This window comes from Caulobacter sp. 05T431, assembly GCF_056665975.1.
Genome location: NZ_JBFTKU010000003.1, coordinates 225,852 through 247,420, shown reverse-complemented (window position 1 = coordinate 247,420; position 21,569 = coordinate 225,852). Strand labels below are relative to the sequence as shown.

Here is a 21,569-nt window from a genome sequence, read left to right as displayed (position 1 = left end):
TTTCAGTCCTCGAAGGAAGCCTTACGCTTCTTCGGCGATGACCGCGGGCAGCGGCTCCATCGCTTCTTCGCGCTGCTGGGCCAGCTGCTCGTCGCGCTTGGCGGCGACGCGCTGCAGGCTGCGCAGGTAGGAACCCGTGCCGGCGGGGATCAGGCGACCCACGATGACGTTTTCCTTCAGGCCTTCCAAGGTGTCGGTCTTGCCGTGCACCGAGGCTTCGGTCAGGACGCGGGTCGTTTCCTGGAACGACGCGGCCGAGATGAAGCTCTTGGTCTGCAGCGAGGCCTTGGTGATGCCGAGCAGCACCGGCTGGGTGGTCGCCGGACGGCCGCCGCGGGCGATGGCCTTGTCCTGTTCGTGGAAGAACTCCGGCTTGTCCAGATGGTCGCCCTTGATCAGGCCCGTGTCGCCCGGCTCGACGATCTCGACCTTCTGCAGCATCTGACGAACGATCGTCTCGATGTGCTTGTCGTTGATCGGCACGCCTTGCAGTCGGTAGACCTCCTGGATCTCGTCGACCAGGAAGTTGGCCAGGGCCTCGACGCCCAGGATGCGCAGGATGTCGTGCGGATCCGGGTTGCCGTCGATGATGTACTCGCCGCGCGTGATGTAGTCGCCATCATGCACCGCGATGTGCTTGCCCTTCGGGATCAGGAACTCGACCGCTTCGGGCTGGTTGCCGTCGGCGTCGACGTCCGGAGTGATCTTGATCCGGCGCTTGTTCTTGTAATCCTTGCCGAATTCGACACGGCCGTCCATTTCCGCGATGACCGCGCAGTCCTTCGGACGGCGGGCTTCGAAGAGTTCGGCGACGCGCGGCAGACCACCGGTGATGTCCCGGGTCTTGGCGCCTTCGGTCGGGATACGCGCGATGACTTCACCCGGCTTCACTTCGTCGCCGTCGGCGACGGAGAGAATGGCGCCCACCGACAGGAGGTAGCGAGCCTCGCCGCCGTTGCTCAGGCGCTTGTACGAGCCGTCTTCCGCCAGCACGCCCATGGCCGGACGCAGGTCCGAGGCGCGGGCCGAGGTCCGCCAGTCGGCGATCACGCGCTGCGCGATGCCGGTGGCTTCGTCGGTCTCCTCGCGGACGGAGAAGCCGTCCACCAGGTCTTCCGCACGGATCTTGCCGCCCACTTCCGTGATGATCGGGGTGGTGTAGGGGTCCCAGTCGGCCAGGCGCTGACCGCGCTTGACCTTGTCGCCGTCCTTCACCTTCAGGCGCGCGCCGTACGGCGGCTTGTAGTTCTCGCGTTCCTTGCCGTCGACCAGCACGCTCACCGAGGTGTTGCGGCTCATGACGACCAGGGCGCCGTCCGAAGCGGTCACGGTGGCGCCGGTCACGCGGACCGTACCGTCGTTGCTGCTTTCGAAGAACGACTGCTCGGCCACCTGGGCGGTGCCGCCGATGTGGAAGGTCCGCATCGTCAGCTGGGTGCCGGGCTCGCCGATCGACTGGGCGGCGATGACGCCGACCGCTTCACCGATGTTCACCGGCGTGCCGCGGGCCAGGTCGCGGCCGTAGCAGGCGCCGCAGACGCCGATCTTGGCTTCGCAGGTCAGGACCGAGCGGACCTTCACCGACTGGACCACGGCCGCCTCGATGGCGTCGGCCATGTTCTCGTCGATATAGGTGTCGGCCGGCACGACCAGTTCGCCGGTGGCCGGATCCTTGACGTCCTCGGCCGTGAAGCGGCCCAGGACGCGGGCGCCCAGCGAGACCAGCACGTCGCCGCCTTCGACCACGGCCCGCAGGGTGATGCCCTTGGTGGTGCCGCAGTCTTCCTCGACGATGATGCAGTCCTGCGCGACGTCGACCAGACGACGGGTCAGGTAGCCCGAGTTGGCGGTCTTCAGCGCGGTGTCCGCCAGGCCCTTACGGGCGCCGTGGGTCGAGTTGAAGTACTCCTGAACGGTCAGGCCTTCCTTGAAGTTCGAGACGATCGGGGTCTCGATGATCTCGCCGGAGGGCTTGGCCATCAGGCCGCGCATGCCGCCCAGCTGCTTCATCTGGGCTTGCGAACCACGGGCGCCGGAGTGGGCCATCATGTAGATGGCGTTGATTTCCTTCTCGCGGCCGTTCTCGTCCTTATGCTTCATCTGAAGCTCGGCCATCATCTCGTCGGCGACGCGATCGGTGGCCTTGGCCCAGGCGTCAACGACCTTGTTGTACTTCTCACCCTTGGTGATCAGGCCGTCGGCGTACTGCTGCTCGTATTCTTCGGCGAGCGTGCGGGTTTCGGCGACGATCGCTTCCTTCCGCTTCGGGATGATGATGTCGTCCTTGCCGAAGGAGATGCCGGCCTTGGCCGCTTCCTTGAAGCCCAGGCCCATGACCTGGTCGGCGAAGATCACCGTCGCCTTCTGACCGCAGTGGCGATAGACCACGTCGATCAGGTTGCCGATTTCCTTCTTCGTCAGGGCCTTCTCGATCAGTCGGTGACCGATCGCCGGGTGACGCGGCAGCAGGGCGGCGATCTTCATGCGGCCCGGGGTGGTGTCGATCACGCGGCGACGCGCCACGCCATCGGCGTCCACTTCCGTGAAGCGCGACTTGATCTTGGCGTGCAGCGACACGACGCCGGCGTCCATGGCGGCTTCGATCTCGCCCAGGTCGGCGAAGATCTTGCCTTCACCCGGCTCGCCGTCGCGGGCGACCGACAGGTAGTACAGACCCAGGACGATGTCCTGCGACGGCACGATGATCGGGCGACCGTTGGCGGGCGACAGGATGTTGTTGGTCGACATCATCAGGACGCGCGCTTCCAGCTGGGCCTCGAGGCTCAGCGGGACGTGCACGGCCATCTGGTCGCCGTCGAAGTCGGCGTTGAACGCGGCGCAGACCAGCGGGTGCAGCTGGATGGCCTTGCCCTCGATCAGCTTCGGCTCGAACGCCTGGATGCCCAGACGGTGAAGCGTCGGAGCGCGGTTCAGCAGCACCGGGTGTTCGCGGATCACCTCTTCGAGGATGTCCCACACCTGGGGCTGTTCGCGCTCGACCATGCGCTTGGACTGCTTGACGGTGCCCGACAGGCCCTTGGCGTCCAGGCGCGCGTAGATGAACGGCTTGAACAGCTCCAGCGCCATCTTCTTGGGCAGGCCGCACTCGTGCAGCTTCAGGTCCGGACCCACGACGATGACCGAACGGCCCGAATAGTCGACGCGCTTGCCCAGCAGGTTCTGGCGGAATCGTCCTTGCTTGCCCTTCAGCATGTCGGCCAGCGACTTCAGCGGACGCTTGTTGGCGCCGGTGATGACGCGACCGCGGCGGCCGTTGTCGAACAGGGCGTCGACCGACTCCTGCAGCATCCGCTTTTCGTTGCGGATGATGATGTCGGGGGCGCGCAGCTCGATCAGGCGCTTGAGGCGGTTGTTACGGTTGATGACCCGGCGATACAGGTCGTTCAGGTCCGAGGTCGCGAAGCGGCCGCCATCCAGCGGCACCAGCGGACGCAGTTCCGGCGGGATGACCGGAACGACCGTCAGCACCATCCATTCCGGGCGGTTGCCGGACTCGGAGAAGGCTTCGAGGATCTTCAGGCGCTTGCTGAACTTCTTCTGCTTCATGTCCGACGGGTTGCCCGCCAGCTCTTCGCGCAGCTTCTCGGCCTCCTTGTCGAGGTCGATGGCCTTCAGCAGGTTCTGGACGGCCTCGGCGCCGATCTCGGCGGTGAAGCTGTCGTCGCCGTACTCGTCCTGGGCGCGCATGAAGTCGTCCTCGCTGAGCAGCTGGTGCTGCTTCAGCGGGGTCAGGCCCGGCTCGGTGACGATGTAGTACTCGAAGTACAGGACGCGCTCGATGTCCTTCAGCGGCATGTCGAGCATCATGGCGATGCGCGACGGCAGCGACTTCAGGAACCAGATGTGGGCGACCGGCGAGGCCAGTTCGATGTGGCCCATGCGCTCGCGACGGACGCGGGCCAGGGTGACTTCAACACCGCACTTCTCGCAGATGATGCCCTTGTACTTCAKGCGCTTGTACTTGCCGCACAGGCAYTCGTAGTCCTTGRTCGGGCCAAAGATACGGGCGCAGAACAGGCCGTCACGCTCGGGCTTGAACGTGCGGTAGTTGATGGTTTCCGGCTTCTTRAYCTCGCCGAACGACCACGAGCGGATCTTTTCCGGCGAGGCCAGCGAGATGCGGATCTGGTCGAAGGTCGGAGCGGCCTGGACCGGATTGAAGATGTTCAGGACTTCCTGGTTCATCTTGGTTCCTTCTGCGGGACTACCCGCGAAAATTCAAAGTGGAGAGGGCTGACGGGAGGCCCCTCCCCGGTCACGAGACCGAGGAGGGAGATCCGGATCAGCTGTTCTCCAGCTCGACGTTCAGGCCGAGCGAGCGCATTTCCTTGACCAGCACGTTGAAGCTTTCCGGGATACCGGCTTCGAACGTGTCGTCGCCGCGGACGATCGACTCGTAGACCTTGGTCCGGCCGGCCACGTCGTCGGACTTCACCGTCAGCATTTCCTGCAGGGTGTAGGCCGCGCCGTAGGCTTCCAGAGCCCACACTTCCATTTCCCCGAAGCGCTGACCGCCGAACTGCGCCTTGCCGCCCAGCGGTTGCTGGGTGACGAGCGAGTACGGACCGATCGAACGGGCGTGGATCTTGTCGTCGACCAGGTGGTGCAGCTTCAGCATGTAGATGTAGCCGACCGTGACCGGACGCTTGAACTGGTCGCCCGTCTGGCCGTCGTACAGGATCGACTGGCCCGACTTGTTGACGCCGGCCATTTCGAGGTGGTCCTCGATGTCGTCCATGCGCGCGCCGTCGAAGACCGGGGTCGCGATCGGAACGCCCTTGCCGAGGTTGCGGGCCAGTTCGACCAGCTCTTCCTCGGATTCCGGCAGTTCCTCGTCGGGGCCGTAGATCTCGCGCAGGCGCGTGACCAGGGCGTCCTTCTGACCGCCGTGCTGCCAGTCTTCCAGCAGGTTGGTGATCTGCTTGCCGAGGTTGGCGCAGGCCCAGCCCAGGTGGGTTTCGAAGATCTGGCCGACGTTCATGCGCGAAGGCACGCCCAGCGGGTTCAGAACGACGTCCACGTGCGTCCCGTCAGCGAGGAACGGCATGTCCTCGATCGGCAGGATGCGCGAGATGACGCCCTTGTTGCCGTGACGGCCGGCCATCTTGTCGCCCGGCTGAAGCTTGCGCTTCACGGCCACGAAGACCTTGACCATCTTCATCACGCCCGGAGGCAGTTCGTCGCCGCGCTGCAGCTTGTCGACCTTGTCCTCGAAGCGACGGTCCAGACGCTTGCGGTTCTCGTCGAACAGACGACGCAGGCTTTCCAGTTCGCCCATCGCCTTCTCGTCCTCGAGGGCGATCTGCCACCACAGACCCGGCTGGACTTCAGCCAGGCCCTCGGCGGTGATCGCGCCGCGCGACAGGCCCTTGGGACCCGACAGGGCGACGTTGCCGATCAGCAGCTCGCGCAGGCGGCCCGAGATGTTGCGGTTCAGGATCGCGAACTCGTCGTCGCGGTCCTTGCCCAGGCGGTCGATCTCGGCGCGCTCGATGGCCAGGGCGCGTTCGTCCTTGTCGACGCCGTGACGGTTGAACACGCGCACGTCCACGATCGTGCCGGCGACGCCCGGGGGCAGGCGCAGGCTGGTGTCGCGGACGTCCGAGGCCTTTTCACCGAAGATGGCGCGCAGGAGCTTTTCTTCCGGCGTCATCGGGCTTTCGCCCTTCGGCGTGACCTTGCCGACCAGGATGTCGCCAGGCTGGACTTCGGCGCCGATCGCCACGATGCCCGCTTCGTCGAGGTTGCGCAGGGCTTCCTCGCCGACGTTCGGGATGTCGCGGGTGATTTCTTCCGGACCCAGCTTGGTGTCACGGGCCATGACTTCGAATTCCTCGATGTGGATCGAGGTGAAGACGTCGTCGCGGACGATGCGCTCGGAGATCAGGATCGAGTCTTCGAAGTTGTAGCCGTTCCAGGGCATGAACGCGACGAGCGCGTTGCGGCCCAGGGCCAGTTCGCCCAGCTCGGTCGACGGACCGTCGGCGATGATGTCGCCGGCGCTGATCTTGTCGCCCACCTTCACCAGCGGGCGCTGGTTGATGCAGGTCGACTGGTTCGAACGCTGGAACTTCGACAGGCGGTAGATGTCGACGCCCGAACGGGCGCTGTCGGTCTCTTCCGTGGCGCGGACGACGATACGGGTGCCGTCGATCTGCTCGACCACGCCGGTGCGCTTGGCGATGACCACGGCGCCCGAGTCACGGGCGACCACGGCTTCCATGCCGGTGCCGACCAGCGGGGCGTCGGACTGCACCAGCGGCACGGCCTGACGTTGCATGTTCGAGCCCATGAGGGCGCGGTTGGCGTCGTCGTTTTCCAGGAACGGGATCAGGGCCGCGGCCACCGAAACCACCTGGCGCGGCGACACGTCCATCAGGTCGACCTGTTCCTTCTGGAGCAGGGTCGGCTCGCCGTTGATCCGGCCGGGGACCAGGTCCTCGACGATCTCGCCGTTCGCAACCTTGATGTTCGACTGCGCGATGACGTGCTTCGACTCTTCCATGGCCGACATGTAGACGACCTCGTCGAGCGGCTTGCCGTCGGCGACGCGACGGTAGGGGCTCTCGATGAAGCCGTACTTGTTCACGCGGGCGTGGGTGGCCAGCGAGTTGATCAGACCGATGTTCGGGCCTTCCGGCGTTTCAATCGGGCAGATGCGGCCGTAGTGGGTCGGGTGAACGTCGCGGACTTCGAAGCCGGCGCGCTCGCGGGTCAGACCGCCCGGGCCAAGCGCCGACAGACGGCGCTTGTGGGTGATCTCCGACAGCGGGTTGGTCTGGTCCATGAACTGCGACAGCTGCGAGCTGCCGAAGAATTCACGCACCGAGGCCGCGGCCGGCTTGGCGTTGATCAGGTCATGCGGCATCACGGTGTCGATGTCGACCGACGACATGCGTTCCTTGATGGCGCGTTCCATGCGCAGCAGGCCGACGCGGTACTGGTTTTCCAGCAGTTCGCCCACCGAACGGACCCGGCGGTTGCCCAGGTTGTCGATGTCGTCGATTTCGCCGCGACCGTCGCGCAGGCCGACCAGCAGCTTCAGGACGGCCAGCACGTCTTCCTTGCGGAGCACGCGCATCTCGTCCGAAGCGTCCAGCTCCAGGCGCATGTTCATCTTCACGCGGCCCACGGCCGACAGGTCGTAGCGCTCGGCGTCGAAGAACAGCGACTTGAACATCGCCTCGGCGGCTTCGACCGTCGGCGGCTCGCCCGGACGCATCACGCGGTAGATGTCGAACAGCGCGTCCTCGCGGACGGCGTTCTTGTCCACGCGCAGGGTGTTGCGCATGTAGGCGCCGACCGTGACGTGGTCGATGTCCAGCACGTCGATGGTGCTGAAGCCTTGCTCGGCCAGGGCCTGGATCGAGGCCACGTCCAGCTCGTCGCCGGCTTCGGCGTAGATCTCGCCGTTCTCGAAGTTGACCGCGTCGCGGGCCAGGTAGCGGCCCGTCAGGGCTTCCGGCGCCAGCAGCAGGGTCTTCAGGCCGTTGTCGGCCAGCTTCTTGGCCTGGCGGGCGGTGATCTTGGTGCCGGCCGGGGCCACTTCCTCGCCGGTGTCGGCGTCGATCAGGGCGAATTCCGGCTTCACGCCGCGCCAACGCTCGGGCTTGTAGGGCGTGGCCCAGCCTTCGGCGCCGGCGGCGGTGCGCTTCTCGAACGGCACGACGTCATAGAACGTCGTCAGGATCTCTTCGCCGTCCATGCCCAGGGCATAGAGGAAGGTCGTGGCGGGCAGCTTGCGGCGACGGTCGATGCGGACATAGACCACGTCCTTGGCGTCGAACTCGAAGTCCAGCCACGAGCCGCGATAGGGAATGACGCGGGCGGCGAACAGCAGCTTGCCCGAGGCGTGGGTCTTGCCCTTGTCGTGGTCGAAGAACACGCCCGGCGAGCGGTGCATCTGCGAGACGATGACGCGCTCGGTGCCGTTGACGATGAAGGTGCCTTTGTCCGTCATGAGCGGGATGTCGCCCATGTAGACGTCCTGCTCCTTGATGTCCTTGACCGAGCGGGCGCCGGTTTCTTCTTCCGTCTCGAACACGATCAGGCGCAGCTTGACCTTCAGCGGCGCCGCKAAGGTCATGTCGCGCTGGATGCACTCTTCAACGTCGTACTTGGGCTCTTCGAATTCGTACGAGACGTATTCGAGCACCGCGCGCTCGTTGAAATCCTTGATCGGGAAGACGGACTTGAACACCGCCTCGATACCTTCGTCGCGGCGTTGGCCCGGACGGACCTCGCGCTGAAGGAACTGTTCGTAGGAGGAGCGCTGAACCTCGATGAGGTTCGGCATCTGCACAGCTTCGGGGATGCGGCCGAAAGACTTCCGGATCCGCTTCTTGCCGGTGAAGGATTGCGCCATGTTTTTTCCCTGGGCGCGGACGGACTCCGCGCGTGAATTCGAATGTACCTAGCGTCCACCCTCGCCGTTCCCCTCGCGGGAGAACGCTGGACGCTGGAATTCCCCTGTCAGGACAACCGGGACCGGAAGCCTGGCGGGCGCCCCTTCGCGCTGATCGGAGGGCGGCTGACCGCGCCTCGGGGCGTATACATGCGGACACACGCGTGCGCGTTCCGCCGAAATGTCTTCGTGAACGGGCGGATATAGGACAACCCGTCGGGGATGGGAAGGGGGATTATCCACAAAAGAATGCGGGAACCCACCGTTAAGCTTGGAACCTCCTCCAAAGCGGAAGGTGGGGACACACACTCGCTGCACGGCTCGGGATCCACGCCCTCCGTCTTTCCGCGAGTTGTGTGTCCCCCAAGTCGGTCGCCGCGCCTAGCGGACCACCTGCACCGCCGCCAACGCCTGGGCGCTCAGGCCTTTGTCGCCCGTCGCCGTCAGCTTGCCGGCCTTGTCGTCCCAGTGCAGCTTCACCGTCTTTCCGACCCCCTTCTCGTAGGCGTTGGTCACACCGTCGTCGTCATACAGCGTGAAGTCGGCGTCGCGGCCCGGATAGACCTTCACCGCATTGATCGCCTGCGGCGTGGCCGTGCTCTGGATCGGCGCGCCCATCGGGACGATCGAACCGGCGCGGACGAACAGCGGGATCGTGTCGATCGGGGCCGAGACCTTGATGGTCTGGCCGCCGGCGACCTTCTTGCCCGTCCAGTAGTCGTACCAGTCCGCGCCCGCGGGCAGGTAGACGTCGCGCTCGGTCACGCCCTGGTCGGTGATCGGGGCCACCAGGAAGGCCGGGCCGAACATGTACTGGTCGCCGAGGTTGGCCACCTTGGGATCGTTCGGGAAGTCCATGAACAGGCCGCGCATGAACGGCGCGCCGGTCTCGTAGGTCGAGTGGCCCATCGAGTAGAGGTACGGCATCAGGGCGTAGCGCAGCTTCAGGTACTTGGCGACCACGGCCTCGGCGCCCTTGCCGTACGACCAGACCTCGGTGTCCTTGCGCATGCCGTGCACCCGCAGGGTCGGGGTGAAGGTCCCGTACTGGAACCAGCGGGCGAACAGCTCGGGATAGTCGTTGTTCTGGCCCACCACGTCGCGGGCGTCGGACGGGTCCAGCAGCGGCGGCTTGGTCGCCGTCGTGGTCTGGGGCAGCCATTGCCAGCCGCCGATGTCGTTGCCCCAATAGGCCAGGCCCGTGGCGGTGAAGTTCAGGCCGGTCGGCACTTGTCTCTTGAGAGCTTCCCAGGTGGGCTGGATGTCGGACGACCAGAACAGCGCCCCGTTGCGCTGGGTCCCGATATAGGCGGCGCGCGACAGGATCAGGTTGCGCTTGTCGGGCCGGTCGCGGCGCGAGCCCTCGGCCACGCCCTGGGTGTGGACCAGCGGGAAGACGTTCCGATAGCGGTCGCCCGAACCGATGCTCCAGAAATAGCCTTCCGGCACCAGGTCCGGCTCGGTCTCGTCCAGCCAGAACCAGTCGAAGCCCTTGGAGGCGATGTTGTCGCGGATCTTGCCCCAGAACCACTCGCGGGCCTGCGGGTTGGTGCTGTCGATCAGGGCGCCGGTGCGGTCGCTGCGGAACGGCAGGCCGTCGACCGGCTTGCCGTCGGCGTCCTTCAGGAACCAGCCCTTGTCGGCCAGGTAGTTGAAGTAGCGACCTTCTTTCTCGAAGCGCGGCCAGACGCTGATGATGCTGTGCACGCCGTTGTCGTGCAGCTCCTTGTTCATCGCGGCCGGGTCGGGGAAGTAGGTCGGGTCGATGTCCAGCTGGCCCATCCGGGTCCAGTAGAACCAGTCCAGCACCATCACATCCAGCGGATAGCCGCGGTCGCGATAGCCCTTGGCCACATCCAGGATCTGCTTCTGGCTCTCGTAGCGGGCCTTGGACTGGATGTAGCCGAAGGCGGCCTTGGGCGGCAGCGGCGTGACGCCGGTCAGCTTGCGATAGCCGGCGTAGATCTCGTCATAGCTGCCGGTGATCACGAAGAACGACACCCGCTCGCCGACCTTCGACTGCCACAGGGTGCGGCCGTTGACGCCCGGATAGACCTTGGTCTCCGACGGGTTGTCCCAGATAACGCCGTAGCCCTTGCTCGAGACCATGAACGGCACGCAGACGGTCTCGCCGGCCGGCGCGTCGTAGTCGTGCTTGCAGGTGATCGAGCGCCCGCGCAGGTCCAGTATGCCTTCCTGGTTCTGGCCCAGGCCGTAGAAGTGCTCGTCGGCGCTTGTCGAGAAGCTGGCGCCGGCCTGGTAGGTCCGCTCGCCGCTCACGACGTGGGGAGCCATTTCCCAGCCGTTCATCGCCACCAGGTCCGAACCGTCGGCCTTGCGGATCTTGACCGAGACCGGCGGCAGGGACGGCGCGAAATAGCGCTCCATCTGCGAGGGCGCACCTGGCCAGGGCTGGGCGACGACTTCCAGCGACAGCGCGCCGGAGGTGAAGATGTCGGCTCCGGCCTTCTGGTCGTGGCGCCAGCCCTTGTCGTCGCTTTCGGCTGTGAAGCCGTAGCCCGGTGCGGCCTCGGCCAGGGCGCGGTCCTGGCTGATGGTCACCCGGACGATGTTGGGGGCGTAGGTCTCGACCGAGACGTACGAGCCGTTGCGGTCCATGACCGCCGCCGGCGCGGCGACCGCGCTGGTCGCCACGAGGCCGGCGGAGAGGCCCAGGGCCAGGCTCGAGACCAGCCCCGCCGCCCAACGGCGCGCGCCCGTGTTCAGCCGTTCCATCGCTTCCCCTAATGTTACCGCTATCTATTGGCGGCAATCGCTAGAGGCGTGTCCGGTCGGCGTCAACAAGATTGATATTACTAATGGGCTCAGCCCCGATTGAGCGCCTTGCCGACCAGCGAGACCGCGAAGGCCGCCAGGCAGACGAAGAACGCGATCTTGGCCAGGCCGCCGGCCACGTCGACGACGAAGCCGAGGATCCCGAACACGATCATCAGGACGAGCAGGATTCCAGCCAGCTTGAGCATGGGCAGATAACGCCCATCACGCGGCAAAGGTTGCCGCTTTATATCAGACGCTCATGTCCACGAAATTGGGCACCGCCAGGCCGTTCTTGGCCTGGGCCTTTGCGCCGTCCATGGCTTCCTTGATCTTGGCCTTCACGGCGTCGTCGATCTGCTGCAGGGCGTCGGTGCGCTGGTCGGGCGACATGGCCGCCAGGCTTTCCTCGGTCAGGCCGGCGTTCTTCATCGCTTCGGCCTTCCACGCCTTGAGTTTTTCCTCCCAGGCGTCCTTCTTGGCTTCCTTGGCGAAGGCCACCAGGCCCTTGTCGCGGACCTTGTCCAGGTCGCTGGCGCTGTCGAGCGCCGCCCTCGAACCGGTCGTGGCCGACGCCGCGGCCAGCGGGCTCCACATCGAATAGCCGCCGCCCGAAATCCCCGAGATCGCCATGGTCGCCTCCAGCTGCTGCGTGCGCGACCAGGGTTAGCAACGAGCGTGCCAGGATGACGCAGGGGCGCGGCCTAAAGAAAACGGCCCCGGAGGTTTCCCTCCGGGGCCGTCAACGTGTGCGTCAGAGAACTGACGCCGGCAGGTCCCCCACGCGAGACGCGGGGAAGTGAATTACTTCACTTGGACCTTGGCGCCGGCTTCGGTCAGCTTCTTGGCGACTTCTTCGGCGACTTGCTTCGAGACGTTTTCAACGACGTTCTGCGGAGCGCCTTCGACCAGGTCCTTGGCTTCCTTCAGGCCCAGGTCCGGACGAACGCCGCGGACTTCCTTGATCACGTTGATCTTCTTGTCGCCGCCGTCGGTCAGGACGACGGTGAATTCGGTTTGCTCTTCGGCGGCTTCGGCCGGAGCGGCGGCAGCGCCACCGCCAACGGCGGCCACGGCGACCGGAGCGGCGGCCGAGACGCCCCACTTTTCTTCKAGCAGCTTGGACAGCTCAGCGGCTTCCAGCACCGACAGGGTGGACAGTTCTTCAACCAGCTTTTCGAGCTTGGACATGTGTAAGTTCCTTAGAGAGATATGGGATAGATGCGGTGATGACCGTTACGCGGCGTCTTTGGTCGCGTAGGCGTTGAAGACGCGAGCCAGCTGGCCAGCCGGAGCCTGCAGGACGCCGGCGATCTTGGTCGCCGGAGCCTGGATCAGGCCGATGAGCTTGCCACGCAGTTCGTCCAGCGACGGCAGGGTCGCCAGAGCCTTAACGCCGTTCTCGTCCAGCACGTTGGTCTGGTCCAGAACGCCGCCGACAAGCTTGAACTTGTCGTTTTCCTTGGCGAACTGAACGGCGACCTTGGCGGCCGAAACAGCGTCCGGGCCGTAGGCGATGGCGACCGGACCGGTGAAGAGCTTTTCGCCCTTGTCACCGAGCTTGCCGTCCAGAGCCTTGAGGGCCAGGGTGTTCTTCACAACCTTGATCGCGGCGCCTTCCTTGCGGAGGCGAAGACGAAGGTCGGTCATTTCCGCAACGGTCAGACCCATGTAGTGGGTCACGACGACAGCGCCGGCATCGGCGAAGACGCTTTTCAGCGACTCGATCGATTCCTGCTTTTGAGCGCGGTCCATTGCGGTCTCCTACTCAATAACAGCGGCCGGACCATTCCGGCAGCCAAATGCGCGTCCCACGCGGGATCGCTCCCGCACGCGAGTTGCATCAGCCTGTTCCAAGGAAAGTCGGCCGCGTATCTGTCTCGGACAGGAGTCACGAGTCAGGAGAGCGTCGGCGTCTCTATCCCTGTCTCCCGACGGCGAGGAAGGGCTCTTCCTCGATTACGGCGTTGGTGACCCCACGCCCCGCAGTTCTCAAACAGGATCTCCATCGGGCGAGCCCGTCGGAGAAGGGCCGGCGTATAGACGAAGATGGCGCGCATTTCAACACCGCCCGGGATTTTCGCCCGAACGCCGCCCCGTCACGAAACTCGGATTGCAGATGGGCGCGGCGCCACCTTAGATGCCACACCCCTCGGAGATGACCCCATGCGCCTTCCGGTTCTGCTGACGGCCCTGCTCCTTCTCGCGCCCGGCCTGGCCCATGCGGCTGGACCAGACGCTCTTCCCGACCGCTTCATCGCCGCGTGGAACGCCCACGACCCGAAGGCCTTCGAGGCGCTCTACACGCCAGACGCCGTCTGGGTGCCCATCGCCGAGGAGCGGACCGAGGGCCGTGAGGCGATCGTGTCCGAGTTCGCCAAGATCCACGTCGGCGGCTGGGCGCAGAAGACCACGATCACCAAGAAGGACGTCCCCGAGGTGCACCTTCTGCGCCCGGACGTGGCGACGATCTTCTTCCACATGGACTTCCTGATGAACGGCCAGCCCGTGCAGGGCCTGCAGCGCGCGCTGATCCTGGTCGCCACCGCATCAAACGGCGAGTGGAAGATCTCGGCGGGTCAGCTGACCAAGGAATCGCCGGCGAAGTGACAACCCCAAGCGCGGGCCTCGGCGTGGTTGCAGGCGGCGTCTTTCGGGCCTGGAAGGTCTGCTCCCGCGCCGAGCGCCATGTTATCCTGGGCGGCAAGCATGGAGGCGAGACGACGATGCCTATGGGTCTGGGCCTGGCGTTCGGCGCGGCGTTCGGCGCCGTATTGGGCGTCCTCACGAACAACCTGCCTGTCGGCGTCTCGCTGGGATCGGGCCTGGGGCTGGTGGTGGGGACCGCCGTCATGGCCCTGAAGGCCAAGGACAAGACGCCGAGCGCCTAGAACCGCGACACGTCCCCGCCCTCCCCTCTCGCGAACGGGAAGCCCTGGCGCGGCCCCGAATTTCTTCGATAAGAAGAAGATCGACAATCGGGGACCCGTCCATGAAGCGCATGCTCACCGCCGGCCTCGCGGCCCTGATGCTCGTCGGCCTCACCGCACCGTCCTTCGCCGAGCCCAAGGCCCCGCCGATCCCCAAGGCGGTCATCGCCGATCCGCCGCGCGACGCCGCCCATCCGGCCGACATGGCGGCGTTCACGCTTCCGACCGGCGGCGTGCGGGTCAACGCCCTGATGTACCTGGCCTCGGGCGACCAGCCGCATCCGACGATGCTGTTCCTGCACGGCTTCCCCGGCAACGAGACCAATATCGATCTGATGCAGGCCGTGCGCCGGGCCGGTTGGAACGTGCTGAAGATCAACTATCGCGGCTCGTGGGGCAGCCCGGGCAAGTTCAGCTTCGCCAACGCCCGGCTGGACGGCGAGGCGGCCGTGGCCTTCCTCAACGACCCGGCCAACATCGCCAAGTACCACATCGATCCCAAGCGCATCGTGGTGGCCGGCCACAGCATGGGCGGCTTCATGGCCGCCGACGCCGCGGCCGCCGATCCTCGGGTGGCCGGAACGGTGCTGATCGACGCCTGGGACATCGGCAAGCGCAAGGCCGACATCACCGATGTCGCCGCCCGCAAGGCGGCCATCGAGAAGATGCGTCCCGACACCGTCCCCCTGGCCGGGACCAGTCCTGAACTGCTGATCAAGGAGATCGAGACCGACGCGCCCAAGCTGGACCTGGAGGCGCTCAGCGCCCGCATCGCCGACCGGCCGCTGCTGCTGATCGGGGCCGAACACGCCCGCGCCCCGACGATCCGCAAGTTGGCCGCCGCCGCGCGCCAGGCCCAGGCCGCGGCCCTGACCGAAACCTACATGGACACCGACCACAGCTTCTCGGACAGCCGCATCGCGCTGGAGGGCGAGGTGATCCGGTGGCTCGGCCAGTTCGATCCGGCCTCGGCCAGGCCGGGCACGCCGCAGATCCCGCTGAAGGCGCCCTACGACGAGAGCAACCCGTTCGCCAAGATCCTGCGCGGCGAGATCGTCGTGCCCAAGGTCTACGAGGACGACCAGGTGCTGGCCTTCATGGACCACGCCCCGGCAGAGCCGGGCCACGTGCTGGTGATCTCCAAAACCTCCAAGGCCCGTAACATCCTGGAGATCTCGCCCCAGGACCTGTCGCGGATCATGGCCGTGGCCGCCAGGGTCGGCCAGGCCCAGGTCGACGGCCTGGGCGTCGAGGGCTTCACCATCGTCCAGAACAACGGCGTCGGCCAAAGCGTGCCGCACCTGCATATCCACGTGATCCCGCGCGTGGCCGGCAAGCCGCTGATGTTCGTCGAGAACGAGAAGGGCGACCCCAAGGCCATCGAGGCGATGGCGGCCAAGATCCGGGCGGCGATGAAGTAAAGCTGCGGCTAGCGGGCGAACCTGGCGATCACCGCCCGCGCCGCCGCCACGCCCGTGGCGAAGCAGGCCTGCAGCAGGTAGCCGCCGGTCGGAGCCTCCCAGTCCAGCATCTCGCCGGCCACGAACACGCCGGGCGCGGCCTTCAGCTCCAGCCCGTCCAGCGCATCGAACGACAGGCCGCCGGCCGACGAGATCGCCCGCTCCAGCCCCTGGGTCCCGGTCAGGACGATCGGCGCGGCCTTGATCGCCGCCGCCAGGGCGTCGGGCGCGACCGGCAGGGCCACGCCGTGCGCCTCGCGCAACAGGCCGATCTCGACCGGTGACAGGTGAGCGGCCTTGCGCAGCCAGCTCGACAGCGACTGCCCGCCCCGCGGCTTGGACAGGCGCGCGGTCAGTTGGGCCAGAGGGACGTCGGGCCGCAGGTCGATCTCCAGCGTCGCCGAGCCCCGCGCCTGGATGACGTCGCGCAGCGCCGCCGACAGGGCGTAGACCGCTCCGCCCTCCAGGCCATAGCCCGCCGCCAGGGCGTCGCCGCGCGAAGTCTGGCCTTCGAAGCTCAGGGCGATGTTCTTCAGCGGCGATCCGGCGAATCGCTCGCGGAACAACGGCGTCCAGTCGACCGTGAAGCCGACATTGGCCGGCCGGAACGGCGCCGTCGCCGCGCCCCGCGCCGCCAGCAGCGGCGCCCACGCCCCGTCCGAACCCAGCTTGGCCCAGCTGGCCCCGCCCAGGGCCAGGATCGTGGCGCGCGGCCGCACGGCGCGCGGTCCGGCGGGCGTGTCGAAGGTCAGGTCGCCGGCCGCGTTCCAGCCGGTCCAGGTCGCGCGCAGGTTCAGCGCCACGCCCTGCCCCTCCAGCCGCGCGATCCAGGCCCGCAGCAAGGGCGAGGCCTTCAGCGCCCTGGGGAACACCCGGCCGCTGGTGCCCACGAAGGTCGCTTGCCCCAGCCCCTCGGCCCAAGCGACCAGATCAGCCGGTGTGAACGCCTCCAGCATCGGCCGCAGGGTCGGCGCGGCCTCGCCGTAGCGGGCGACGAACCGCTCGAAGTCTTCCGAATGGGTCAGATTCAGCCCGCCGCGCCCGGCCATCAGGAACTTGCGCCCCAGGGTCGGCATGCGCTCGAACACCGCCGTCGACAGCCCCGCCGCGCTCAGCGCCTCGGCCGCCATCAGCCCGGCCGGCCCGCCGCCGATCACGGCGACGTCGAGAACTTGAGGATCGGTCACGTGGGCTGGATGTCCGGCGGCAGGATGAGCTCAGCGCCCTTATAGAGCAGACGGCTCCCATTCGAAGAGCCAAGCCCCAAACGCAAAGCGGGCGCTGGATCGCTCCAGCGCCCGCTCGCTAACTTAAGTCCGAAGTGCTTAGGCGTTGACCGAAGCGACGTCGACCTTGAAGCCCGGACCCATCGTCGACGACAGGCCGATACGCTTCACGTAGACGCCCTTGGCGCCCGACGGCTTGGCCTTGTTCAGCGCGTCGACCAGGGCCTTCACGTTGACCAGCAGGGCTTCGTCCGAGAACGAGATCTTGCCGATGCCGGCGTGGACGATGCCCGCCTTCTCGACGCGGAACTCGACGGCGCCGCCCTTGGCGTCCTTCACGGCTTGGCCGACGTTCGGGGTCACGGTGCCGACCTTCGGGTTCGGCATCAGGCCGCGCGGGCCCAGCACCTTACCGAGGCGACCGACCAGGGCCATCATGTCCGGGGTCGCGATGACGCGATCGAAGTCCATGAAGCCGCCGGCGATCTTTTCGTACAGGTCTTCGGCGCCGACGTGCTCGGCGCCCGCCGCGGTGGCTTCAGCCGCCTTGGCGTCCTTGGCGAAGACGGCGACGCGGACGTCGCGGCCGGTGCCCGAGGGCAGGTTCACCACGCCGCGGACCTGTTGGTCGGCGTGACGCGGGTCGACGCCCAGGTTGACCGAGATCTCGACGGTTTCGTCGAACTTGGCCTTGGCGTTGGCCTTCACCAGGGCGATGGCTTCGGCGACGGCGTGGGCGGCGTCACGATCGCCGGTCCAGGCCTTGATGCGCTTGGGTTGCTTAGCCATGGTCTTAGGCCTCCACGATCTTCAGGCCCATGGCCTTGGCGGAGCCTTCGATGATCTTGGCCGCGGCCTCGAGATCGTTGGCGTTCAGGTCCTTCATCTTCTTTTCAGCGATCTCGCGCAGCTGGGTGCGGGTCACTTCGCCGACGGTCTCGCGACCGGTCAGCTTGGCGCCGGACTTCAGGCCGGTGATCTGCTTCAGATAGTGCGTCGCCGGGGGCGTCTTGGTGACGAAGGTGAACGACTTGTCCTGATAGACCGTGATGACGGTCGGCAGGGGGGTGCCCTTTTCGACGTTCTCGGTGCGCGCGTTGAACTCCTTACAGAAGCCCATGATGTTGACGCCGCGCTGACCCAGAGCCGGGCCGATGGGCGGTGAAGGCGTGGCGGAGCCGGCCTTCACCTGGAGCTTGATATAGCCCAGGATTTTCTTAGCCATTGTATCCTCTCAAGAAAGCCGAGCTAACGGCCTTCGCTGGTTGGCCGTGGTGCGGGCTTGGCGTCCCTTCCACGGATTTGATCTCGCCATAACGACGAGCACGCCCCGGGACAGGGTCCTGGAGCGAGGCGCGGCATGTAGCAGGTGGGGGGCGACGAGTCCAGCGGGCGGACGACCGCCCCCCTTCTCAGAAGAGGGGCGGTCGCGGCCGGCCTTTAGAAGGTCTCGCCGACCATCTTCTCGCTCAGCGCCCACAGCGCCTGGGCGCGGGCCGGATCGATCGCGTAGGACCGCACGCCGGCGCGGATCTGGGAGGCGTCGTCGACCAGCTCGGCCACGTGGCAGTCCTCGCAATAGCGGCCGGCGACCAGCGAGACCGGCGCCGTGACCCCGGCCCAGACGCTGGTGGCCGCGCCCTGCGGGATGGTCTTCCACTCGATGGGCGGCTGGCCGGCGGCCTCGGCCTGGGAGTTCAGCTGGTCGATCCAGCCCTGGATGAAGGCCGGGTCCAGGTGGCGGGCCAGTTCGGTCTGGATGCCGCCCGGATGCACGGCCACCGCCCGCACGCCGCGATCCTTGTGCCGGCGGTCGAACTCGACGGCGAACAGGATGTTGGCGGTCTTCGAGCGGCCATAGGCCTCGAACGGCACATATTCGGTGGTCTCGAAGTTCGGGTCCTCGAGATTGACGTCCGAGAAGCGGTGGCCCGAAGAGGCCAGCGACACCACCCGCGAGCCGGCCTTCAGCAGGCTGGCGATGCGGTTGATCAGCACGAAGTGGCCCAGGTGGTTGGTGCCGAACTGGGTCTCGAAGCCGTCGGCGGTCTTGCCGAACGGCGGGGCCATCACCCCGGCGTTGGCGATGACCAGGTCGAACGCCCGGCCCTCGGCGACCAGGGCGTCGGCGCAGGCGCGCACGCTCTTGAGGTCGGCCAGGTCCAGCTCGACCAGGGTCAGCGAGCCACCGCCCCGGGCGGCGGCCTCGCGGACCACAGCGGTCGCGCCTTGCGCCTTGGCCAGGTCGCGGGCCGCGCCGACGACGTCCGCGCCGTGGGCGGCCAGGACACGGGCGGTCTCCACGCCCAGGCCGGCCGAAACGCCGGTGACCAGGACGCGCTTGCCCGACAAGTCGACGCCGGCCAGGACGTCGTCGGTGGTGGATTTGGCGCCGAATTGTTCGCTCATGACTCTCTTGTCCCTTGAAGGGTTGTTGTCCGAACCTGCCCGGAGGATTAAATGGAGGAAGGCTCCGGATACATATTCGGAGGAACCCTCCGTTTTTCAAGGTCGATGCYAGAAGATTCCACACCCAAGGCCCGAAAGCCCCGCGCCGACAGCCTGCGCAACCGCGACCTATTGCTGACGGCGGCCAAGGCGGCGTTCACCGAGGCCGGCGCCGACGCGCCGCTGGAGGACATCGCGCGCCGGGCCGGCGTGGGCATCGGCACCCTCTATCGCCACTTCCCCACGCGGGAGGCGCTGATCGCGGCGGTCTATGCGCGCGAGGTCGGGCAACTGGCGGCCTCGGCCGACGCCCTGTTGGCCGAATGCTCGGCCGGCGAGGCGCTGGAGGCCTGGCTGAACCTGCTGATCGACTACATGGCCACCAAGCGCGTCGTCGCCCCGGCCCTGCGCGCCGATCCGGGCGAAGGCTMGCGCGTCTACGCCAGCTCCGGCGCCGCCATCCTGCCGCCCCTGGAGCGCCTGACGAAGGCGGCCCACGCCGCCGGCGATATCCGGCCCGACATCGGCTTCGACGACATCCTCAGGATGATGAGCGGCCTCAGCATCGGCTACGAGCAGCCGGGCTGGGACGCCGGCGCGCGGCGGCTGCTGAGCGTGATGATGGCGGGACTGCGGGCGACGTAACGGCTCGCGCGGGAGGCCTCAAAGCGGCTTGCGATAGACTAGGAACCCCGACTTGTCGGCGACCTGGTCGTACAGCTTCATCGCCGTGGCGTTGGTCTCGTGGGTCTGCCAGTAGACCCGCGACGCCCCCGCCGCCCGGGCGGCGTCGTACACCGCCTCGATCAGGGCCCGGCCCACGCCCTTGCCCCGCGCCTGCTCGGTCGTGAACAGGTCCTGCAGATAGCAGATCGGCTCGATCATCGTGGTGCTGCGGTGGAAGAGGTAGTGGACCAACCCCAGCAGACGGCCGCCCTGTTCGGCGACCAGGCCATGCACCGGTTCGTAGGCGTCGAAGAACCGCGACCAGGTCATGGCCGTGACCGCCGGGTCCAGGGCCGTCTCGCCCGACCGCCCATAGAAGGCGTTGTAGCCGTCCCACAGGGGCAGCCACTCGGCGTGATCGGCGCGGGTCAGGGGACGGATGCGGAGGTCGTCGGCCATGGTCGGGCTCCGGAAGCGGCGGGCGCCGCATCCTGGCTATTCCCGAAAGCGTTGCAACGGGTCATGGCGCGACGACTCGTGACGTTGGTCGCGCCCGGCGCTCTCGGTCAGGTCGAACACCAGCTTCGACGCCCCGGCCGCGACCAGCCACAGGAAGGCCAGGATGCGCAACAGCGGCGCGGCTTGCGGATGCTGGGCGGCCAGGACCAGCAACAGGACGAAGCCTCCGACCGCGGCGAAGGCCAGGGCCAGGGAGACGAGCTTGCAATGGAAGACGGACATCGGACGGACTCCAGAAGGTCCGTCCTTGTCGCGCCGAGCCGCGTAAGGGCGCCATTCGGCTCCGGCCCGCCGGCGTAAGCGGGCCGTAAAGGCCGCTACATGACCAGCATCCAGACCGCCATGGCGATCATCATCAGGTTCTCGGTCAGCGAGACGAAGCCCAGCGGCACGTTGCTGTCGCCGCCGACGCAGGCGCATTTCAGCTGGCGCTTGTCGACATAGACCGCCTTGAATACCGACACCGCTCCGACCGTCCCGATGAACAGCGCCACCGGCGCCGACAGCCAGGTCAGGGCCCCGGCGATCATCAGCACCCCGGCCCCGACCTCGGCGAACGGATAGATCCGGGCGTAGGGCAGCCAGCGCTGGGCCAGCAGGTCGTAGCCCAGGAACATGGTCGAGAAGGTCTCGATGTCGCGCAGCTTCAGCATGCCCAGGGCGCACATCGAGAAGGCGATGAACCACTGCAGGGCGTGGGCGGTGAAGACCTGGCCGGTCGCGGCGTAGGTGGCGGCCAGGGCCGTCAGGGCGGCGACGGCGAACACCGCGATCACCGGCGTGTAGGTCAGGGCCTTGGGGTCGCGCACCCGCAGGCCGAACCAGCGACGCAGGTCGTCGTAGCCGCCGACCCTCTGGCCGTCGATGAAGGCCTGGGGCGTGGTCGCCACCCCGTGGGCGGCCTTGAAGACGTCGATCTCCTCGCGCGTCGTCAGCAAGTGATCCTCGACCGCATAGCCCCGGCGGCGCAGCAGGTCCCGGGCGCGCAGCCCCCAGGGACAGACGTGCTGGTCGGTGACCATCCGATAGAGCACGGCGGTCCGGGGCGAGGTCGTGGTCGAGGCGGTCATCAAGGGTCTCCGGCTTGCCCGAGAACGGGACCCTGCTCATATGGGTTCCG

Annotated in this window: 18 protein-coding genes; 4 read left to right on the top strand and 14 right to left on the bottom strand. The window is 66.9% G+C overall.

Annotated elements, in window-relative coordinates; all coding sequences use genetic code 11:
* Positions 1-21: 21 nt before the first annotated feature.
* The 7 genes from rpoC to rplJ all read right to left on the bottom strand — a co-directional run bounded on the left by rpoC (position 22) and on the right by rplJ (position 12,955).
* Positions 22-4,206: a DNA-directed RNA polymerase subunit beta' gene (rpoC, locus tag AC1U89_RS05050; RefSeq protein WP_479898639.1), complete on the bottom strand. Its 4,185-nt coding sequence runs from the start codon at positions 4,204-4,206 to the stop codon at positions 22-24.
* 97 nt (positions 4,207-4,303) lie between these two features.
* Positions 4,304-8,386: a DNA-directed RNA polymerase subunit beta gene (rpoB, locus tag AC1U89_RS05045; protein ID WP_479898638.1), complete on the bottom strand. Its 4,083-nt coding sequence runs from the start codon at positions 8,384-8,386 to the stop codon at positions 4,304-4,306.
* 420 nt (positions 8,387-8,806) lie between these two features.
* Positions 8,807-11,161 carry a glycoside hydrolase family 31 protein gene (locus AC1U89_RS05040; protein WP_479898637.1) on the bottom strand — a complete coding sequence of 785 codons (2,355 nt, stop codon included), beginning with the start codon at positions 11,159-11,161 and terminating at the stop codon, positions 8,807-8,809.
* A gap of 89 nt (positions 11,162-11,250) precedes the next feature.
* The gene (locus AC1U89_RS05035; protein WP_479898636.1) at positions 11,251-11,409 is read right to left on the bottom strand and encodes a hypothetical protein; all 159 of its coding nucleotides are present in this window, start codon (positions 11,407-11,409) and stop codon (positions 11,251-11,253) included.
* A 43-nt stretch (positions 11,410-11,452) separates the two neighbouring features.
* Entirely contained in the window at positions 11,453-11,833 is a 381-nt protein-coding gene (locus tag AC1U89_RS05030) for a hypothetical protein (protein ID WP_479898635.1), read from the bottom strand.
* 171 nt (positions 11,834-12,004) lie between these two features.
* Positions 12,005-12,391 carry a 50S ribosomal protein L7/L12 gene (rplL, locus tag AC1U89_RS05025; protein ID WP_029907268.1) on the bottom strand — a complete coding sequence of 129 codons (387 nt, stop codon included), beginning with the start codon at positions 12,389-12,391 and terminating at the stop codon, positions 12,005-12,007.
* 45 nt (positions 12,392-12,436) lie between these two features.
* Positions 12,437-12,955 (bottom strand): 50S ribosomal protein L10, encoded by a 519-nt coding sequence (gene rplJ, locus AC1U89_RS05020; RefSeq protein WP_479898634.1) that lies wholly within the window; start codon positions 12,953-12,955, stop codon positions 12,437-12,439.
* A 411-nt stretch (positions 12,956-13,366) separates the two neighbouring features.
* On the opposite strand from rplJ, the gene AC1U89_RS05015 reads away from it, so the two are divergent.
* The 3 genes from AC1U89_RS05015 to AC1U89_RS05005 all read left to right on the top strand — a co-directional run bounded on the left by AC1U89_RS05015 (position 13,367) and on the right by AC1U89_RS05005 (position 15,551).
* A complete protein-coding gene (locus AC1U89_RS05015) occupies positions 13,367-13,810 on the top strand; it encodes an SgcJ/EcaC family oxidoreductase (protein ID WP_479898633.1) in 444 nt (147 codons plus the stop codon).
* 116 nt (positions 13,811-13,926) lie between these two features.
* Positions 13,927-14,091: a glycine zipper domain-containing protein gene (locus AC1U89_RS05010; RefSeq protein WP_479898632.1), complete on the top strand. Its 165-nt coding sequence runs from the start codon at positions 13,927-13,929 to the stop codon at positions 14,089-14,091.
* A 101-nt stretch (positions 14,092-14,192) separates the two neighbouring features.
* A complete protein-coding gene (locus tag AC1U89_RS05005) occupies positions 14,193-15,551 on the top strand; it encodes an alpha/beta fold hydrolase (RefSeq protein WP_479898631.1) in 1,359 nt (452 codons plus the stop codon).
* Between the two features lie 8 nt (positions 15,552-15,559).
* Here AC1U89_RS05005 and AC1U89_RS05000 read toward each other — a convergent pair whose 3' ends face one another.
* From AC1U89_RS05000 to AC1U89_RS04985, 4 genes are all read right to left on the bottom strand, one after another.
* The gene (locus AC1U89_RS05000) at positions 15,560-16,777 is read right to left on the bottom strand and encodes a BaiN/RdsA family NAD(P)/FAD-dependent oxidoreductase (protein WP_479898630.1); all 1,218 of its coding nucleotides are present in this window, start codon (positions 16,775-16,777) and stop codon (positions 15,560-15,562) included.
* A 138-nt stretch (positions 16,778-16,915) separates the two neighbouring features.
* Positions 16,916-17,605 (bottom strand): 50S ribosomal protein L1, encoded by a 690-nt coding sequence (rplA, locus tag AC1U89_RS04995; RefSeq protein WP_479898629.1) that lies wholly within the window; start codon positions 17,603-17,605, stop codon positions 16,916-16,918.
* A 4-nt stretch (positions 17,606-17,609) separates the two neighbouring features.
* Complete coding sequence (gene rplK / locus AC1U89_RS04990; RefSeq protein WP_007661528.1) at positions 17,610-18,041, bottom strand: 50S ribosomal protein L11; 432 nt, start codon at positions 18,039-18,041, stop codon at positions 17,610-17,612.
* A 215-nt stretch (positions 18,042-18,256) separates the two neighbouring features.
* The gene (locus AC1U89_RS04985; protein ID WP_479898628.1) at positions 18,257-19,225 is read right to left on the bottom strand and encodes an SDR family NAD(P)-dependent oxidoreductase; all 969 of its coding nucleotides are present in this window, start codon (positions 19,223-19,225) and stop codon (positions 18,257-18,259) included.
* 105 nt (positions 19,226-19,330) lie between these two features.
* Here AC1U89_RS04985 and AC1U89_RS04980 point away from each other — a divergent pair, with 105 nt between their 5' ends.
* Positions 19,331-19,909 carry a TetR/AcrR family transcriptional regulator gene (locus AC1U89_RS04980; RefSeq protein WP_479898627.1) on the top strand — a complete coding sequence of 193 codons (579 nt, stop codon included), beginning with the start codon at positions 19,331-19,333 and terminating at the stop codon, positions 19,907-19,909.
* Positions 19,910-19,927: 18 nt separating this feature from the next.
* On the opposite strand, the gene AC1U89_RS04975 is transcribed toward AC1U89_RS04980, so the two are convergent.
* From AC1U89_RS04975 to AC1U89_RS04965, 3 genes are all read right to left on the bottom strand, one after another.
* Positions 19,928-20,389: an N-acetyltransferase family protein gene (locus AC1U89_RS04975; RefSeq protein WP_479898626.1), complete on the bottom strand. Its 462-nt coding sequence runs from the start codon at positions 20,387-20,389 to the stop codon at positions 19,928-19,930.
* A 36-nt stretch (positions 20,390-20,425) separates the two neighbouring features.
* On the bottom strand, positions 20,426-20,671 hold the full coding sequence (locus AC1U89_RS04970; RefSeq protein ID WP_479898625.1) for a hypothetical protein: 246 nt from the start codon (positions 20,669-20,671) through the stop codon (positions 20,426-20,428).
* A 95-nt stretch (positions 20,672-20,766) separates the two neighbouring features.
* On the bottom strand, positions 20,767-21,519 hold the full coding sequence (locus tag AC1U89_RS04965) for a MauE/DoxX family redox-associated membrane protein (RefSeq protein WP_479898624.1): 753 nt from the start codon (positions 21,517-21,519) through the stop codon (positions 20,767-20,769).
* Between the last annotated feature and the right edge of the window lie 50 nt (positions 21,520-21,569).

Excerpts from the sequence above, each read along its gene's own strand:
- AC1U89_RS05030 (WP_479898635.1), bottom strand. The coding sequence starts at position 11,833 with ATGGCGATCTCGGGGATTTCGGGCGGCGGCTATTCGATGTGGAGCCCG.
- AC1U89_RS05005 (WP_479898631.1), top strand. The coding sequence starts at position 14,193 with ATGAAGCGCATGCTCACCGCCGGCCTCGCGGCCCTGATGCTCGTCGGC.
- AC1U89_RS05035 (WP_479898636.1), bottom strand. The coding sequence starts at position 11,409 with ATGCTCAAGCTGGCTGGAATCCTGCTCGTCCTGATGATCGTGTTCGGG.
- rplK (WP_007661528.1), bottom strand. The coding sequence starts at position 18,041 with ATGGCTAAGAAAATCCTGGGCTATATCAAGCTCCAGGTGAAGGCCGGC.
- AC1U89_RS04985 (WP_479898628.1), bottom strand. The coding sequence starts at position 19,225 with ATGAGCGAACAATTCGGCGCCAAATCCACCACCGACGACGTCCTGGCC.
- rplJ (WP_479898634.1), bottom strand. The coding sequence starts at position 12,955 with ATGGACCGCGCTCAAAAGCAGGAATCGATCGAGTCGCTGAAAAGCGTC.
- rplA (WP_479898629.1), bottom strand. The coding sequence starts at position 17,605 with ATGGCTAAGCAACCCAAGCGCATCAAGGCCTGGACCGGCGATCGTGAC.
- AC1U89_RS05010 (WP_479898632.1), top strand. The coding sequence starts at position 13,927 with ATGCCTATGGGTCTGGGCCTGGCGTTCGGCGCGGCGTTCGGCGCCGTA.
- AC1U89_RS05040 (WP_479898637.1), bottom strand. The coding sequence starts at position 11,161 with ATGGAACGGCTGAACACGGGCGCGCGCCGTTGGGCGGCGGGGCTGGTC.
- AC1U89_RS04970 (WP_479898625.1), bottom strand. The coding sequence starts at position 20,671 with ATGTCCGTCTTCCATTGCAAGCTCGTCTCCCTGGCCCTGGCCTTCGCC.
- AC1U89_RS04975 (WP_479898626.1), bottom strand. The coding sequence starts at position 20,389 with ATGGCCGACGACCTCCGCATCCGTCCCCTGACCCGCGCCGATCACGCC.
- AC1U89_RS04965 (WP_479898624.1), bottom strand. The coding sequence starts at position 21,519 with ATGACCGCCTCGACCACGACCTCGCCCCGGACCGCCGTGCTCTATCGG.
- AC1U89_RS05015 (WP_479898633.1), top strand. The coding sequence starts at position 13,367 with ATGCGCCTTCCGGTTCTGCTGACGGCCCTGCTCCTTCTCGCGCCCGGC.